The following is a 16,291-nucleotide window of genomic DNA, read 5'->3' as shown; positions in this document are numbered from 1 at the left end:
GAAAATAATGGATAACACATGGAAATCTCATAGCATGATAAGGTAAAATGGACAACATAATGAGAAAATTACCGTTCATAAGATGAGGAGAATACATGTATGGAAGTTGTAGAGGCATTAAAAGATATAAGCCAAATTGAGGCTATGAAAAAATATTTAAAAGAGCACTCCCAGCGAGATTATCTTTTATTTGTTATTGGAATTAACACAGGATTAAAAATTACAGAACTACTTAGCATGAAATTTGAAGATGTATTAAATGAAGACGGGACTGTTAAAGAGTTTTATGCTCTTCCTGTGAAAGATGAAAAATTTAAACAAGATATTTATTTAAATACAAAAGTAAAAGAAGCGCTTTTAGATTACGTACAATCTATTGGCGTTAAAAGAGAAAATTACGTATTCCAATCTAATAAAACGCCAAATTCAATTACGCGCCAACAAGCGTATCGTGTAATTCATAATGCTGCAGAAGCAGTTGGAGTTGTTGGTAAAATCGGAACGAATTCAATGCGAAAAACGTTCGGATTTCATGCGTACAAAAGAGGGATAGCGATTGCACTATTGCAAAAACATTTTCATCACGCGACTCCATCAGAGACACTAAAGTATTTAGGTATCTCAAAGGATGAGAGCTTTAAAACGGAGATTGATGTCGATTTATAAAAGCCGTAACTAAAAAATTAGGAGGCGGAAAATATGAATATTAGAGAGAGTGAACTGCCGGGTATTGGATGTAAGTTTGAAGTGATTACAAAAGGTAATGAAAAGATGGTTATCGTTATTCATGATGATGGCCGAAGAGAAATGTACCATTTTGATGCTGATCATGAAGAGAGTATTTCAAGCGTCTCTCTTCGTGATTCTGAAGCGAGACAAATTGCAGCTATATTGGGCGGAATGGTATATAGGCCACAAGCTTTAGATACGATTGAAATGGCTTTTGAGGGATTATCAATTGAGTGGTTTAAGGTGGAAAATAATGCACCAGTTGTACAAAAAACAATTGGTAGTTTACATGTTCGAAACACATATAACGTAACGATTATTGCCATTTTGAAAAAGAATATGAAGAAGTTCTTTAATCCAGGCCCAGATTCTATCATTGAAGCTGGCGATATGCTCGTATTATCAGGTGAAAGACATGAAGTGAAAAGAATTATTAATGAGTTGCTTTCAGTAGGAGGGGATTCATAATCGATGGATACTTTAATCTTTGAAGTTGGAACTGCGTTAGTATTAGTCGCTTTTGCAGCTATTCTCGCTGCAAAGTTAAAGTTCTCGATTATTCCGTTTCTTATTATACTCGGTATGCTAGTGGGGCCTCATGCCCCAGATTTAGGGCTTATCGATTTAAGATTTATTGAAAGTGGAGAAGTTATTTCCTTCCTCGGCCGTGTTGGCGTCATATTCCTCCTATTTTACTTAGGTTTAGAATTCTCAATTAAAAAATTAATTAAATCAGGAAAATCAATTGCTTTTGGGGGAACTGTTCATATATCGCTTAATTTTATATTAGGTTTACTTTACGGATATATAATGGGTTTCCCCTTATTAGAAACATTAATTATTGCTGGGATCATAACAATTTCATCGAGTGCAATTGTTGCGAAAGTAATTGTTGATTTAAGAAGATCTGGTAATAAAGAGACGGAGCTAATTTTAGGAATCATTATGTTTGATGATATCTTTTTAGCGGTATATTTATCAGTCGTTTCAGGATTAGTACTTGGAGGGGCAACATCATTTGTAGGTGCTCTTACATCTATTTTAATCGCAGTAGGTTATATGCTACTATTCTTTGTAGTTGCTAGAAAAGCTACACGGTTTTTAAATAAAATGTTAGATATTTCGTCCAATGAAATTTTTATTATTGTAATATTCGCTATTTTGTTCTTTGTAGCAGGATTTTCAGAAACGATTCATGTTGCAGAGGCAATTGGAGCATTATTACTAGGACTCGTTTTTTCTGAAACAGAGCATAGTGATCGAATTGAACAGCTTGTCGTTCCGTTTCGTGATTTCTTTGGAGCTATATTCTTTTTCAGCTTCGGTTTAAGTATAGACCCATTTTCACTTGGCGGAGCAGTGTGGTTGGCATTAGGAGCAGTTTTCATTACTCTTATCGGTAATTTTACTGCTGGAATGGTTGCGGGGCGTAAAGCTGGGTTATCGCATAAGGCTTCTACGAATATCGGTTTAACACTTGTATCACGCGGAGAATTTTCTATTATCGTCGCGAATATTGGAATTGCGGGTGGCTTAATGGCAGCGATTAAACCGTTCTCAGCTTTGTATGTTTTAATATTAGCATCGTTAGGACCTTTGTTAACGAAAGAATCTGGGAGAATATACTCGCTACTAGATAAGGTGTTTAAATGGAGTGCTAAAGAACGTGTGAAGCGAGAAAAGGAAGTTGGATAGTACAAATAAGGGTAGACTGCATGAAAATTTCATGCAGTCTACCCTTTTATATATTGTTACTGTTGTCGTTTTTGTCGGTAAGTCGATATATTTTAATAATCGCTGATATAATCCAAGAAGCAACCAATATAAATTCATTTACCGACGAACTATTATCTGAATTTCATCAACTATTAATCAGTTGCCTTCCTATTTAAAAACGACTACAATTTTACTGTTATATATATGAACGAAAAAAATAGAATAGGAGGGGAAGCTATGCCAAGGAAAGTATGGCTATTAGTAGCTGGGATGATTATTAATGTCACGGGTGCTTCTTTTTTATGGCCTTTTAATACAATTTATTTACATGATCACTTGGGAAAATCTTTATCTGTGGCCGGAATGGTATTAATGATCAACTCGCTTACTGGTGTAATCGGAAACTTGCTCGGCGGTGTTTTATTTGATAAATGGGGCGGTTATAAATCAACTTTAGTAGGGATAGTGATTACACTTGTATCAATTTTAGGTCTTGTGTTCTTCCACGGTTGGCCGTTATATGTTGTATGGCTAGCGTTAATCGGCTTCGGTTCTGGAATGGTCTTCCCATCGATGTATGCGATGGTTGGTACGGTTTGGCCAGAAGGCGGAAGACGGGCATTTAATGCGATGTACGTTGGACAAAATGTTGGTATTGCGATCGGAACAGCATGTGGTGGATTAGTTGCATCGTATCGTTTTGATTATATTTTCTTAGCTAACTTTATTTTATACTTTGTTTTCTTCTTAATTGCTTTTATTGGATTCCGTGGTATGGAAGACAAGAAGGAGCCAGGAGTACAAAAAGAAGTGGAAATGAAAAAAGGTTGGTCACTTACACCTGGATTTAAAGCACTTCTTATCGTGTGTGTAGCATATGCTTTATGCTGGGTTACATACGTACAGTGGCAAGGAGCGATTGCAACACATATGCAAGAATTGAATATTAGCCTTCGTCACTATAGTTTATTATGGACGATAAACGGAGCAATGATTGTTTGTGCACAGCCACTTGTTAGTATGCTAATTCGCTGGATGAAGCGTTCTTTAAAACAGCAAATTATGATTGGAATCTTCATTTTTGCAGCTTCATTCATTGTGTTAAGTCAAGCGCAACAATTTACGATGTTCCTCGTTGCGATGGTAACATTAACAATAGGTGAGTTATTTGTATGGCCTGCGGTTCCAACGATTGCAAATATACTTGCACCAAAAGATAAATTAGGGTTTTATCAAGGGGTTGTAAATAGTGCGGCGACTGTAGGGAAAATGTTCGGGCCGGTCGTTGGCGGAGCAATTGTGGATTTATACAATATGGAAGTATTGTTTATAGCAATCATGGTAATGCTTGTAGTAGCGCTTATAGCAACGAGCATTTATGATAAACGAGTAAAAGTAGAAGAAACAGTTGAAGAAAAAATTGCAGTTTAGTTTGACGGAACATGTAACATGTTTTAGAATATATTTAAATAAAACAACCTTTAGAACAAGGGAGATAGCTCGGCTGTCTTAAGATGAATTCGTTAGTTATTAAGAGTAACGATTAACCGAGAAGTCCTCGCTTTAAGTAAGCTCTTAAGAGATACTAGGTGAAGGATAGTTCACGTAACTTATATGTGTAATAACAGTGAGAAGGAGTAGTAGTAATAGAGGCTGGTTTAGAGAGTTGACGGTCGGTGCAAGTCAATCCACGTTTCGTTATGAACTCGCCTTTGAGTTGCAGTTGTGAAACTAATAGTAGCAATTGCCGTTAATCCACGTTACGGATCTAAGCGAATGTATATTTGTACATTAATTTAGGGTGGTACCGCGGGAATCTATAACCTCTCGTCCCTTTTTAGGGATGAGAGGTTTTTTGTATTTTGGGCGGTGAAAATAAATAGAATTTCAAGGAGGGTATCTCATGAGCTTTAATCATCAAGAAATTGAGAAGAAGTGGCAAGGGTACTGGGAAGAGAATAAAACATTCCGTACGCCAGATGAGACAGAAAAACCAAAATTTTATGCACTAGATATGTTCCCATATCCATCAGGTGCAGGCTTACACGTAGGACATCCAGAAGGTTATACAGCGACAGATATTTTATCTCGTATGAAGCGTATGCAAGGATATAACGTTCTTCATCCAATGGGATGGGATGCATTTGGTCTTCCAGCAGAGCAATATGCACTTGATACTGGAAACAGCCCAGCTGAATTTACAGAGCATAATATTAATACGTTCCGTAACCAAATTAAATCATTAGGTTTCTCTTACGATTGGGACCGTGAAGTAAATACAACAGATCCAAACTACTATAAGTGGACGCAATGGATCTTCCTAAAACTATTTGAAAAAGGCTTAGCTTACGTTGATGAAGTACCTGTAAACTGGTGCCCAGCACTTGGTACAGTACTTGCAAACGAAGAAATCATTGACGGTAAGAGTGAGCGTGGTGGACATCCAGTTGAGCGTCGTCCGATGAGACAGTGGATGTTAAAAATTACAGCTTACGGAGATCGTCTATTAGAAGATCTAGATGAGCTTGATTGGCCTGAAAGCTTAAAAGATATGCAACGTAACTGGATCGGTCGTTCTGAAGGTGCAGAAGTACACTTCAACATCGATGGTACAGACGAGAAATTCACAGTTTTCACAACGCGCCCTGATACATTATTTGGTGCAACATACTGTGTACTAGCTCCAGAACATGCACTTGTTGCAGAAATTACAACAGCAGAACAAAAAGAAGCGGTAGAAGCTTACATTAACGCTGTAAAAATGAAGAGTGATCTAGAGCGTACAGAACTTGCGAAAGAAAAAACTGGTGTATTCACTGGTGCTTACGCAGTTAACCCAGTAAACGGTGAGAAATTACCAATCTGGATTGCTGACTATGTTCTTGCAACTTACGGAACAGGTGCTGTAATGGCAGTTCCAGCTCACGATGAGCGTGACTATGAATTCGCATCAGTATTTAATCTTCCAATGAAGGAAGTTGTAAAAGGCGGAGATATTACGAAAGAAGTGTACACAGGTGATGGTGCACACGTAAACTCAGCATTCCTTGATGGTTTAAATAAAGAAGAAGCAATCGCAAAAATGATTGAATGGCTTGAAGTAACGAGCGCAGGAAATCAAAAAGTAACGTACCGTCTACGTGACTGGTTATTCAGCCGTCAACGTTACTGGGGTGAGCCAATTCCAGTAATTCACTGGGAAGATGGTACAATGACAGCTGTGAAAGAAGAGGAATTACCATTAGTTCTTCCGAAAACAGAAAACATCCGTCCTTCAGGTACAGGTGAATCACCACTTGCTAACATTGACGAGTGGGTAAATGTTGTTGATCCTGAGACTGGTAAAAAAGGTCGTCGTGAAACAAATACAATGCCGCAATGGGCTGGTAGCTGTTGGTATTACCTACGTTACATCGATCCAAACAATAGCGAAGCACTTGTAGATCCTGAAAAAGTAAAACAATGGCTTCCAGTTGATATTTATATCGGTGGTGCAGAGCACGCTGTACTTCACTTACTATATGCTCGTTTCTGGCATAAAGTATTATACGATATCGGTGTAGTTCCAACGAAAGAACCGTTCCAACAATTATTCAACCAAGGTATGATTCTAGGTGAAAACAACGAGAAAATGAGTAAATCAAAAGGTAACGTTGTAAACCCTGATGATATCGTAGCAAGCCACGGTGCAGATACACTTCGTCTATACGAAATGTTCATGGGACCATTAGATGCTTCAATCGCTTGGTCTGAAAATGGTCTTGACGGAGCTCGTCGTTTCCTAGACCGCGTATGGCGTCTATTCGTTCAAGATAACGGTGAATTAAGTGAGAAAATTACTGACGCACCAAATAAAGAGCTTGAAAAAGCTTACCATCAAACAGTGAAGAAAGTAACAGAAGACTATGCAGAGCTTCGCTTCAACACAGCGATTTCTCAAATGATGGTATTCATCAACGATGCATACAAAGCTGAAACACTTCCAAGAGAATATGTAGAAGGTTTCGTAAAAATGATTGCACCAGTTGCACCTCATATCGGGGAAGAGCTATGGAGCAAACTTGGATACAATGAAACAATCACATATGCAAGCTGGCCAACATTTGATGAGTCTAAACTTGTAGAAGATGAAGTTGAAATCGTTGTTCAAGTTATGGGTAAAGTTCGCGCAAAACTAACAATGAGTAAAGACGCATCAAAAGAAGAAATGGAACAACTTGCACTTGAAGTAATTCAAGACCAAATTGAAGGGAAAACAGTTCGTAAAGTAATTGTTGTTCCTGGAAAACTTGTTAACGTTGTTGCAAACTAAATCATTTGAAAAAGCTCAGAGCGTTTATGTTCTGAGCTTTTTTGTATAGAAAATAATCTCAGGGTCACCTTCATCTAAGTTTTCAACTATTCCGCTACGTATAAAACCATTCGAGTTAAATACTTTCTGCATACTTTCATTCGATTCGTTCGTTGAAGAAAATATTTTTTGAGTAGGAGAATGACTTAACATATATGAGATTAACGAGCTTGCATAGCCTTGCCTTCTTTTAGTTGGTGAAACAATGATTAATGAGAGGAAAGTACAACCAAAGAAATTTGTATCGTATGTTAGAAAGCCAGAGATAGAATTTTCTTCTGTTACAATGATGCATCTGCCTTCACGGATAGTGTGCTTAATATAATTTCGTCTACTATCGTTTCCAATTACGTCAATATCTATATGGACGATTGAATCTAAATCATTGATAGAAGCCTTTGTTACATTCTTCAATATAAATACCTCCTAGAAAAAATATTCAGTTAATTAATTTTATCATGAATGAAGAAAAAGAAGCGGAATTCTAGTGCAGACAAACACCTATTCTTCTATAGGAAATATGATAAAAAAGGTAGGCTAAATTGAGTAGAAGAGGTGAAAGGAATGAAAGGGATGGACAATAATGCACCACATGGTTTCTTCGGGAGTGGATCGGATAGTTATGAACAAATGATGTTAATGGGAGGAGGACAACAAGGATACGGTGGAATTCCGAGCTGGATGGGCGGAACACCTGGAGGGTTTTCTACATCAGTAGCGGGTGTACAAACTGGAATTCCAACATTAACAGGAGGATTTCCATCATCGGTAGCCGGAGTGCAAACTGGAATCCCAACATTTGTTGGCGGAGCAGCGGGAGGAGTACCAGTAGGCGTACCAACTGCATTTCCATCTTTCGTTGGAGGAGTACAGACAGGATTTCCTGTACCGGGAGTAGGTGTTGTAGCAGGAGGAGTAGGTGGATATCCGCAAGTAGTTCACGGCTACCATGGTCATCATCACCACCATCAAGGTCAACAAGGCCATCATGGACATCACCACCATCAAGGTCAACACGGCCATCATGGACATCACCACCATCAAGGTCAACAAGGCCATCATGGTCATCACCACCATCAAGGTCAACACGGCCATCATGGTCATCACCATCATCAAGGTCAACATGGTCATCAGGGGCAACAAGTACATCACCACGGTCACCACCACATTCATCCGCAAGCTGTTCTTTATCAAACTCACCAAGGCCAACATGGTCACCATGGACATCACCACCAAGGCCAACATCATGGACACCAAGGTCACCACCATCACCAAGGTCATCAAGGCCAACACGGTCATCATGGGCACCAAGGCCAACATCATGGACACCAAGGTCAACAGCACCAACAGCACCAACAGCACCAACAGCACCAACAGCACCAACAATATCAGCAATATCAACAACAACAATCTTCTCCTTGGACAGGTGGAATTGGAGCAGGAGGAGCAGGGGCAGCAGCAGGAGCAGCTAGTATTAGTGGAGCAGCAGGACACGCAGGGCACGTGGGTCATTAATGATTGGCAGAAAAAAAGCCATAATAAAAAACTGCTAGGAAATCCTAGCAGTTTTTTTCAGCTTCTTGACGCTGACGTTCAATTTCAGCACGAAGTTGTGGTTCCGGTGCTTGCCAGCCTTCTGGCTTTAGAATCTTACCGTCGCCTTCACGGAATCGAGGCTTCCCATCAGGGAATAGTTTTGCCATGTTGGCGTTGTTTACAATTTCGAATCCTTTATCTGGACGTACGCCCATTTCTGCAAACGTTCCGAATGCAAAGTAAATAAGGTCAATCAGTGCATCGTATTGATCTTCAACAGTCGTTGCCTCTAGAAATTCTTCTAGTTCTTCCTGCATAAAACTTGCACGGATTTTTGCACGCTCTTCTGTTAATTTTGTTGGAGTATTTGTCACAGGATGTCCGAATACTTCATGCATTTTCGCAACAAGTTCGTATCCTTTATCTAAACCTTTTTCGTTTGTCATGTTGTTTCATCCTTTCTTACGTTATGCCGAAGTTTATTGTAACATAAGGTGATTATGAAATGAAAAGAACATCTTATCGAAATAAGATGTTCGCTCGTTATTCTTCTTTTTTTATTAAAAGCGATGAAATAAGATCGATGCCAAAAATACCGACGAGTAACATTGGTATAACGACAAGTAAGTAACGTGTGAAGGAAACATTTTTTAAGTATGTATGAGCAAATAAAAAGACGCCGAGAAATAAAATACCATTTAAAATAGGCTTTACTAATTTTTTAGACATAAGCTCCCCCATAAATATCTTCTCTCTCTATTTGATAATAAAAAACTCCTCTCTCCGTTGTATCATGCTGGAGAGAGGAGTTCAATCATTTCTCATTCAATAACACCAGAATTTGTAATATTTACGGTGTATTTTATATGAACCGGAACATCTTTATACATTTGTCTCCATTCTTCTAATTTGAATGGGCGATAATGTTGTTTATACTTTGCACCTAGCCCGAGAGGATCGACGCCTAAAGATTTAAATTGCTTAATTAACTTAGCAGCTTGTTTATCTAATTGTTTTTGTACATCTTTTTCAATGTTTTTTGTGTTCTTGTTATTTTCTAAGTTAATTTGTTTTGATAGTTCTTGAATACGTGCATCAAGACGAACGTGAATGAAAAAAGAAGGCTTTCCGTTTTTAATTTTTATATCGTAAGTTGGAACAGAACGAATATTATTAATCATTACGTACGCAGAATCTGTTTTAAATTCATGTGAATCTAATTTATGTTTCTCTAATAGTCCTTTAAATATGAACATATCTTTTTCCGCAATTTTACCGATATATTTATCCTTTTTAAAAAGGCCAATTCCGGTAATTTTTATTTTATCACCATGCTTCTTTAGAATGGGAATATAGTAGTCTTTTCCTTCTTGATAATAGCGAAATGCTCCTATATGTAGATTATCCGCTGGTAAAGGTCCGGTCTCCATGTTATGTTCTAGCAATTTTTTTATATAAATTGCAACGTTGTATGAAGTCGAATATTTGCCTTTTAAAAGTTCAGTACCATTCCCATCTAATAAAGCAGCATATAAAGCGTTCCCTATATTCACATCTCGGAGTAATGTATCGAATGAAGTAGACATTCCTGTTTTGGCAAGTCTTATCGTATATAGAGCGACACGCATTTGTCCACTAGCAAAAGGTTGAGAAGACTCTAAAGATGTGTCTGCTTTTACTTGTTTTACCGCATTTGCACTGCCTTCAAAAACTTGAACTTTATTTCCTTTTTTTTGAATGGGACAAACGAATGTCACTTTTACTTTATTATCTTTTGCAACGTCAAATACGGATCCTTGAATAAGTTGTACATCGTCGATAATATTTTTTTGTAAACATCCAATTAGACTGAAGAATGTTATACAAGAAATAAGTATTAATTTGCTTGTGCTTTTGATTTTTTCCATTTTCTTTTCACCCACACAATAATAAATAGGATTGGGATGTATACATAAATGAGCCAAAAACTAACCTTTGATACATTACTAATAAAGTTATTAATATCGTGTCTGTTTGTTAAAAGTTGCGAAACAATGAGAGTGATAAAGATAAAAGCAATTAAAACACCCCTTTGTTTTACACGGAATATTTCATGAGTTGCTCTCATTGACGCCCATAAAGGGAGGATAAAACTTGAAATAATAACGAGTGCATAGCCTGAAATTGCAATATATTCGAGTCTTTCTATAAATGGTAATTGAATAACTTGGGTCATAGAAAGTTGGGCCCATATCGTTTTTAACAATTGTTTTTCACTAAAAAATGCAAAGGCTAAAAGGGTGCTAAATAAATATAGAAGATTTGAAAATAGTGCTCCAAACTGAGCGTATTTATGAGATTGCATAGGCTTTTTCACAAATGGATACACCATGAGGTAAATCTCAAAACCGGTCATACTGTAGATTGACAGTTGAGCGGATTTTAAAATGTCTGAAAAAGAATGTGTGAATATAGGTAGTAAATTATCCCAATGTGAATATTTCAAAACGAATAAGCTTAGAAATAAATATCCTAATGTACCACCAACAGAGATGACGCAAATACCGGTAATTACACGAAATCCAGAAGAGATAATGTAATAGCTAACTAAGCATAAAAAGAGTGTTAACATAAAGGTAGAAGCGGTAGGAAACATCCATACTTGAATAATTTCAACATATGTTCGGATGACTGAAATACTAACGATTAAAAAATAAGCCATAAAGATGATGCTAATGCCATTTCCTAGCCATTTTCCAAATGTTTGCCGATGTAAATCAACTAAATTCCCATTTGTTTCTTTTAATAAGACATACATCATCCATATAAGAATGTGGATTAAAATTCCTGTGATTATAACTCCCATCCATCCGTCGTATCCAGCGGCCTTTGCGATGATTCGAGCGAAGCCGAGAACGCCAGCACCGAACTGTGCACCGTGAATTAAGAAGAAAACAAAGATAGGAGATATTTGATATTTTTCTTGAACTTTACTCATCGAATGCACCTCATTTCTTAATCATCAAAGTCTGATCTATGCTTTGTTGAAATTCCTTTCGCTGCTTTTTTTACATGTTGTGGCCTTGCTTGTACATCTCTTGTATCAATCATTGTTAAAGGAAAACGAATCCAAGAATCTTTAACAGATTGTTGTCTTGTTGGATAAAATAAAGCGTACGGCTTGCGTAAAGAAGTGAGTCTAAATAGATGGGTAAATAAAAAGATAAATCCAAGTGAAATCCCGAAAAGTCCTCCTATTTCTGCAAATATGAGAAACGGGAAACGTAGTAATCGAACCGCATTACCCATTTTATAAATAGGTGTAATAAAGGAAGCGAGTGCTGATAGTGCAACGATAATTAATAAAATGTTACTCGTTAAACCTGCTTGTACAGATGCTTGTCCGATTACGATACCCCCTACGATACCGAGCGTTTGACCAACTTTCATCGGTAACCTCGCGCCAGCTTCTCTCAGTAAGTCGATCGCAAGTTCTAAAAAGAGTGCTTCAATTAAAGGTGGGAATGGTACTTGTGCTCTTGATAAAATTAAGGTTTCAAGTAAATCACTTGGAATAAGTTCATAATGATAATTTAAAACTGCAACGTATAACGGTGTAGCGCAAATTGAAAATAGAACGGCAATTAATCTTAAAATCCTTGAAAATGTAGCGTACATCCAGGAGACGTTATAGTCTTCTGGTGAAATGAAAAAATCAAAATAGGATACGGGTGTTAGTAAAACACTTGGAGAACCATCAACAAAAATAGCGATTTTTCCATCAATTAGTGCTTTTGTAACTCTATCAGTACGTTCTGTATTGATATAGAGAGGGAAAATCGATTTTTCACCCATTAATTCTTGTAAATAAGCACTATCATTAATTTGATCATATTCAAGAGCGCGTAATGACTCTTCTAGAAAATCTACATTATCTTTTTCAGCAAGGTTGTCTAAATACATCATGACAACTTTTGTTTTGGAAAACTCGCCGATAATCATTTCTTTTGTTTGTAAATCTAAAACAGGAAGACGTTTTCGAACTAAATTAATGTTTGTATCAATATCCTCTACGAAACCTTCTTGCGGACCAATAACAGTTGATTCGTTTAAAGGAGGGGTTGGTGCACGATAATTATCAATTGCAATGTTTGCAAGCATACATTTTTGATCTTGCTGATTCAATTGAATAATCGCATGCCCCTTTAAAACCATATCCTCAATTTTTTGTAAGTCGTTCGTAATTGTAATGCCGCTCATCGGGATATGTTCCTTAAGCTCTTCTAGTGATGCGTTAGGTCGTTCTAAAAGAGTGGGCATTAAATACTTTTGTAATTTTTCTCCATCAAGTGAAGGGCGATAGTAAGAAATCCAATAAGGCATCGTTTCATCGTCGGATGTATGATAATTTACAAAATCACTAGACTTTTTCAGCTTCTCTATTAAATTTTGTAAAGAATGAATACGATCTTTTTCTGGTTTTGTAAAGTCATAAATACTATTACCTCCAGAGCTTTGTTGCTTACTTTGAGAAGGTTCATCTTGCTTAGTGTTTTGCTGTTTATCTTGAAACGAATCACCTTGTTTAGCACTTTGTTGTTTATCTTGAGACGAATCATCTTGTTTAGCACTTTGTTGCCTATCTTGAGAGGAATCATCCTGTTTAGCGCTTTGTTGCTTATCTTGAGACGAATCATCTTGTTTAGCACTTTGTTGCCTATCTTGAGAGGAATCATCCTGTTTAGCGCTTTGTTGCTTATCCTGAAACGAATCACCTTGTTTAGCACTTTGTTGCCTATCTTGAGAGGAATCATCCTGTTTAGCGTTTTGTTGCTTATCCTGAGAAGGGTCATTTTGTTTAGCACTTTGCTGCTTATCTTGAGAGGAATCATCCTGTTTAGCGTTTTGTTGCTTATCCTGAGAAGGGTCATCTTGTTTAGCACTTTGCTGCTTATCCTGAGACGAATCCTCTTGTTTAGCGTTTTGTTGCTTATCCTGAGACGAATCACCTTGTTTAGCGTTTTGTTGCTTATCCTGAGAGGAATCCTCTTGTTTAGCGTTTTGTTGCTTATCCTGAGAGGAATCCTCTTGTTTAGCACTTTGTTGCTTATTCTGAGAAGAATCCTTTTGCTCGTTATTTTTACCTTTATTATGTTTCATACTTCTAGTCTGTTCTTTGTTATCATCCTCTTGATTGTTAGAATGCTGCTCCTGATTATCTGTTTCGTTTGCTTCTGGTTTATTTGATTTTTTTTTCTTACGTAACCAATTCCAAATCATATGTACGCCCTCTTTAATCTTGTAATATAGTGCTATTTTGTGGCTAATTTTGTATATTATTCATTTATTTATGAAAAGAAGAAGGAGATTAGTTTGCATAGAAAAAAACTTTAGTAAGCAGTTCATACTATAACGGGGAGAGGGAGAGTCTGTGCAAATTGTAAAAAAGGAGAAGTTTGTTTTAAAAGGGTTTACGTTTGAAAATGGCAGAGAAATTCCTGTTCAAATGGGATACGAGACATATGGCACTTTAAATAGAGAAAGGTCAAATGTGATTTTGGTTTGTCATTATTTTAGTGCAACAAGTCATGCGGCAGGAAAATATACAGTGCATGATGAGGAGTCTGGTTGGTGGGATGGGCTAATTGGACCTGGAAAAGCAATTGATACAAATAAGTATTTTGTTATATGTACGGATAATCTTTGTAATGTGCAGGTGAGGAATCCATATGTAATTACAACAGGACCGAAATCAATTAATCCAGAAACTGGAGAAGAATATGCTATGGATTTTCCGATTTTTACATTTCTTGATGTAGCTTGTGTGCAATATGAGTTAATAAAAGGTATGGGAATTTCAAGGTTACACGCTGTAATCGGACCGTCGGCGGGGGGGATGATTGCACAACAATGGGCGGTTCACTATCCACATATGGTAGAGCGGATGATTGGCGTTATTACGAACCCACAAAATCCAATTATTACGTCAGTAAACGTAGCGCAAAATGCGATTGAAGCAATTCAACTGGATCCAAGTTGGAAAGAGGGGAAATATGGAGAACAGCAGCCGATAAAGGGGCTTCATTTAGCAAATAGAATGATGTTTATGAACGCGTTTGATGAGCATTTTTATGAAATGGCATTTCCTCGTAATAGTATAGAGATAGAACCTTATGAAAAGTTTGCTACACTAACATCATTTGAAAAAGAAATAAATAAAGCGACATATAGAAGTATGGAGTTAGTAGATGCAAATTCATGGATATATACTGCGAAGGCAGTTTTATTGCATGATATTGCACATGGGTTTTCTTCACTAGAAGAATCTCTTTCTAACATAGAAGCGAATGTACTTATGATTCCGTGTAAACAAGATTTGCTTCAGCCGTCTCGTTATAATTATAAAATGGTTGATATTTTGCAAAAACAAGGAAAATATGCGGAAGTATATGAGATAGAAAGTATAAATGGGCATATGGCAGGAGCATTGGATATTCATTTATTCGAAAAGAAAGTTTATGAATTTTTGAATCGGAAAGTATCTAGTTTTGTGTAGAAGGAAAATGATGGGGAAAAGGTGCAGTGTTTGAAGTAGGCACCTTTTTTCACATGATTTGTAGACGGAAAATATATGTAGCAATTGCTATACCGAAAAACGCTATGCTAAGCAATAGAAATAAGAATGACATTTCTTGTGGCGATTTTATCTTTTTATTATTTTTCATACTAAGTACAATAATTGCAGCGAGTAAGAACACAATGCCTATAATGAAAAGAAAAAGCGTCATTTTAATCGACTCCTTTCATAAAACAAGTATATTGAGGATACAATGTGCTAGTTATGTTTGTAAAGAATAAGTTTTACGAGAAAATTGAGAAATAGCTTTTCGATTCTTTGCGTTCTTTCTTTTGCATGCTAAAATTGGTAGAGAATGTTTGTGAAAAAGAAACTAAAGGTTTTATTGTATATAAGGAGGAACTACATATGACAGAAGTTAAAACAATTACTACAGAAGAGGTGCAAGAGCGTTTAGAAAATGGAGAAACGTTATTTTTAGTAGATGTAAGAGAAGATGAAGAAGTAGCGGCAGGAAAGATTCCAGAAGCTGTACATATTAAAATGGGGGATATCCCACATAAAGTAGATTTCTTTAATAAAGAGAATGAATATATCTTTATTTGTCGTTCAGGAATGCGCAGTGAAAATGTATGTCATTATTTAAATGAACAAGGGTTTAAAACAGTGAACATGGTTGGCGGTATGCTTCAATATGAAGGTGAAACGAAATAGTTAATTGAAAAAAACTTGAAACGAGTCTGTTTCAAGTTTTTTTCTTTTGCATACAGTATAAAAAGGAGGAGGGGTAAATGGGGATTAATTTGCGTAAAGTAAAAATTATTAATAATACAGGAGCTGTTAATGTCGGTGACTGTTATGATCTCTCACCTTTAGCTGTAGCAAAAGTATATGCAGGTGCTGGAGGATCAAGTGCGGCTATTTTTTTAAATGGAAAAAGGCAGCCAGAAGCGGTCATTAGAACATCAGTATTTCTTCCGCCTTTGGCAACGAGTACACGTACGTTAGGTTCATAGAGGAAAGGTAGAGTGTAATTATGCCTGCTCATATAAAAGAGTTTGTTATTGTGAATAACACTGGAAATATATTTACCGGTGATAATTTGAGTGACACTTCATTTACTGCTTCGAAATCATATAGTGGTTCAATGGGGTGTACTTGGATTGATGTTGTTACAGTAATAGGGACGGAGACGAAGCTTTGTTTACAGCCGGGAGATTCGGTGACGACGACGTATACAAGGGGCACTCCTGCTGGTACTGTAACAGGAGCAAATATGGGGCAAAATGTAAATACATCGAGTATAGCGCAAGCTGTCCCTAATACAGATAATATGGATTCAATTGCAGGACTCCCTTAAGAAATTAAGGGAGTTTTTATTATTTAAAATAAAAATAGTCTTG

17 protein-coding genes and 1 other annotated feature are annotated in these 16,291 nt (G+C 36.9%); of the genes, 10 read left to right on the top strand and 7 right to left on the bottom strand.

Going from position 1 to position 16,291, the window contains the following annotated elements; translation table 11 throughout:
- Window positions 1-99 precede the first annotated feature (99 nt).
- From DN407_RS23480 to leuS, 5 genes are all read left to right on the top strand, one after another.
- Window positions 100-666, top strand: coding sequence for a tyrosine-type recombinase/integrase (locus DN407_RS23480; RefSeq protein ID WP_000454205.1), 567 nt, complete (start codon window positions 100-102; stop codon window positions 664-666).
- A gap of 33 nt (window positions 667-699) precedes the next feature.
- Window positions 700-1,197: a cation:proton antiporter regulatory subunit gene (locus DN407_RS23475; protein WP_001026053.1), complete on the top strand. Its 498-nt coding sequence runs from the start codon at window positions 700-702 to the stop codon at window positions 1,195-1,197.
- A gap of 3 nt (window positions 1,198-1,200) precedes the next feature.
- Entirely contained in the window at window positions 1,201-2,424 is a 1,224-nt protein-coding gene (locus tag DN407_RS23470; protein ID WP_000380174.1) for a cation:proton antiporter, read from the top strand.
- A 258-nt stretch (window positions 2,425-2,682) separates the two neighbouring features.
- Window positions 2,683-3,876: an MDR family MFS transporter gene (locus tag DN407_RS23465; RefSeq protein ID WP_001137554.1), complete on the top strand. Its 1,194-nt coding sequence runs from the start codon at window positions 2,683-2,685 to the stop codon at window positions 3,874-3,876.
- A 187-nt stretch (window positions 3,877-4,063) separates the two neighbouring features.
- Window positions 4,064-4,283, top strand: a binding site (T-box leader).
- Window positions 4,284-4,348: 65 nt separating this feature from the next.
- Window positions 4,349-6,757, top strand: a complete 2,409-nt coding sequence (gene leuS / locus DN407_RS23460; RefSeq protein WP_149216666.1) for a leucine--tRNA ligase — start codon at window positions 4,349-4,351, stop codon at window positions 6,755-6,757.
- A 24-nt stretch (window positions 6,758-6,781) separates the two neighbouring features.
- Here the strand turns inward: leuS and DN407_RS23455 are convergent, their stop codons facing one another.
- Window positions 6,782-7,210 (bottom strand): GNAT family N-acetyltransferase, encoded by a 429-nt coding sequence (locus tag DN407_RS23455; RefSeq protein ID WP_000800325.1) that lies wholly within the window; start codon window positions 7,208-7,210, stop codon window positions 6,782-6,784.
- A 150-nt stretch (window positions 7,211-7,360) separates the two neighbouring features.
- Between DN407_RS23455 and DN407_RS23450 the strand changes: the two genes are divergently transcribed.
- On the top strand, window positions 7,361-8,311 hold the full coding sequence (locus DN407_RS23450; protein WP_149216665.1) for a hypothetical protein: 951 nt from the start codon (window positions 7,361-7,363) through the stop codon (window positions 8,309-8,311).
- A gap of 44 nt (window positions 8,312-8,355) precedes the next feature.
- On the opposite strand, the gene DN407_RS23445 is transcribed toward DN407_RS23450, so the two are convergent.
- The 5 genes from DN407_RS23445 to DN407_RS23425 form a co-directional block, all read right to left on the bottom strand.
- Window positions 8,356-8,778, bottom strand: coding sequence for a pyrophosphohydrolase domain-containing protein (locus DN407_RS23445; protein WP_000180554.1), 423 nt, complete (start codon window positions 8,776-8,778; stop codon window positions 8,356-8,358).
- 97 nt (window positions 8,779-8,875) lie between these two features.
- Window positions 8,876-9,061, bottom strand: coding sequence for a hypothetical protein (locus DN407_RS23440; protein WP_000038781.1), 186 nt, complete (start codon window positions 9,059-9,061; stop codon window positions 8,876-8,878).
- Window positions 9,062-9,153: 92 nt separating this feature from the next.
- Window positions 9,154-10,239, bottom strand: a complete 1,086-nt coding sequence (gene gerHC, locus DN407_RS23435) for a spore germination protein GerHC (protein WP_000411387.1) — start codon at window positions 10,237-10,239, stop codon at window positions 9,154-9,156.
- Complete coding sequence (locus DN407_RS23430) at window positions 10,209-11,309, bottom strand: spore germination protein (protein ID WP_000049056.1); 1,101 nt, start codon at window positions 11,307-11,309, stop codon at window positions 10,209-10,211. Before DN407_RS23430 ends, gerHC begins: the two co-directional genes overlap by 31 nt.
- Window positions 11,310-11,326: 17 nt before the next feature.
- Window positions 11,327-13,591 (bottom strand): spore germination protein, encoded by a 2,265-nt coding sequence (locus DN407_RS23425; RefSeq protein WP_098023076.1) that lies wholly within the window; start codon window positions 13,589-13,591, stop codon window positions 11,327-11,329.
- Window positions 13,592-13,742: 151 nt separating this feature from the next.
- On the opposite strand from DN407_RS23425, the gene DN407_RS23420 reads away from it, so the two are divergent.
- Entirely contained in the window at window positions 13,743-14,867 is a 1,125-nt protein-coding gene (locus DN407_RS23420; RefSeq protein ID WP_001167634.1) for a homoserine O-acetyltransferase family protein, read from the top strand.
- 49 nt (window positions 14,868-14,916) lie between these two features.
- Here the strand turns inward: DN407_RS23420 and DN407_RS23415 are convergent, their stop codons facing one another.
- Window positions 14,917-15,099 carry a hypothetical protein gene (locus DN407_RS23415; RefSeq protein WP_000171881.1) on the bottom strand — a complete coding sequence of 61 codons (183 nt, stop codon included), beginning with the start codon at window positions 15,097-15,099 and terminating at the stop codon, window positions 14,917-14,919.
- 197 nt (window positions 15,100-15,296) lie between these two features.
- Between DN407_RS23415 and DN407_RS23410 the strand changes: the two genes are divergently transcribed.
- The 3 genes from DN407_RS23410 to DN407_RS23400 all read left to right on the top strand — a co-directional run bounded on the left by DN407_RS23410 (window position 15,297) and on the right by DN407_RS23400 (window position 16,248).
- Window positions 15,297-15,602, top strand: coding sequence for a rhodanese-like domain-containing protein (locus tag DN407_RS23410; RefSeq protein ID WP_000141207.1), 306 nt, complete (start codon window positions 15,297-15,299; stop codon window positions 15,600-15,602).
- A 77-nt stretch (window positions 15,603-15,679) separates the two neighbouring features.
- Window positions 15,680-15,904 (top strand): spore germination protein, encoded by a 225-nt coding sequence (locus DN407_RS23405; protein WP_000512465.1) that lies wholly within the window; start codon window positions 15,680-15,682, stop codon window positions 15,902-15,904.
- Window positions 15,905-15,924: 20 nt separating this feature from the next.
- Window positions 15,925-16,248: a hypothetical protein gene (locus DN407_RS23400; protein ID WP_001110848.1), complete on the top strand. Its 324-nt coding sequence runs from the start codon at window positions 15,925-15,927 to the stop codon at window positions 16,246-16,248.
- Window positions 16,249-16,291: the final 43 nt, after the last annotated feature.

Source organism: Bacillus sp. JAS24-2 (assembly GCF_008274905.1).
Taxonomy (GTDB): Bacteria; Bacillota; Bacilli; order Bacillales; family Bacillaceae_G; genus Bacillus_A; species Bacillus_A cereus.
The sequence above is the reverse complement of the archived record's forward strand: the minus strand, read 5'-3'. Positions and strand labels throughout refer to the sequence as shown.

Bases quoted from the DNA above. Each gene is read 5' to 3' on its own strand.
- DN407_RS23480 (WP_000454205.1), top strand. From the start codon at position 100: ATGGAAGTTGTAGAGGCATTAAAAGATATAAGCCAAATTGAGGCTATG.
- DN407_RS23475 (WP_001026053.1), top strand. From the start codon at position 700: ATGAATATTAGAGAGAGTGAACTGCCGGGTATTGGATGTAAGTTTGAA.
- DN407_RS23470 (WP_000380174.1), top strand. From the start codon at position 1,201: ATGGATACTTTAATCTTTGAAGTTGGAACTGCGTTAGTATTAGTCGCT.
- DN407_RS23465 (WP_001137554.1), top strand. From the start codon at position 2,683: ATGCCAAGGAAAGTATGGCTATTAGTAGCTGGGATGATTATTAATGTC.
- leuS (WP_149216666.1), top strand. From the start codon at position 4,349: ATGAGCTTTAATCATCAAGAAATTGAGAAGAAGTGGCAAGGGTACTGG.
- DN407_RS23450 (WP_149216665.1), top strand. From the start codon at position 7,361: ATGAAAGGGATGGACAATAATGCACCACATGGTTTCTTCGGGAGTGGA.
- DN407_RS23445 (WP_000180554.1), bottom strand. From the start codon at position 8,778: ATGACAAACGAAAAAGGTTTAGATAAAGGATACGAACTTGTTGCGAAA.
- DN407_RS23440 (WP_000038781.1), bottom strand. From the start codon at position 9,061: ATGTCTAAAAAATTAGTAAAGCCTATTTTAAATGGTATTTTATTTCTC.
- gerHC (WP_000411387.1), bottom strand. From the start codon at position 10,239: ATGGAAAAAATCAAAAGCACAAGCAAATTAATACTTATTTCTTGTATA.
- DN407_RS23430 (WP_000049056.1), bottom strand. From the start codon at position 11,309: ATGAGTAAAGTTCAAGAAAAATATCAAATATCTCCTATCTTTGTTTTC.
- DN407_RS23425 (WP_098023076.1), bottom strand. From the start codon at position 13,591: ATGATTTGGAATTGGTTACGTAAGAAAAAAAAATCAAATAAACCAGAA.
- DN407_RS23415 (WP_000171881.1), bottom strand. From the start codon at position 15,099: ATGACGCTTTTTCTTTTCATTATAGGCATTGTGTTCTTACTCGCTGCA.
- DN407_RS23410 (WP_000141207.1), top strand. From the start codon at position 15,297: ATGACAGAAGTTAAAACAATTACTACAGAAGAGGTGCAAGAGCGTTTA.
- DN407_RS23405 (WP_000512465.1), top strand. From the start codon at position 15,680: ATGGGGATTAATTTGCGTAAAGTAAAAATTATTAATAATACAGGAGCT.
- DN407_RS23400 (WP_001110848.1), top strand. From the start codon at position 15,925: ATGCCTGCTCATATAAAAGAGTTTGTTATTGTGAATAACACTGGAAAT.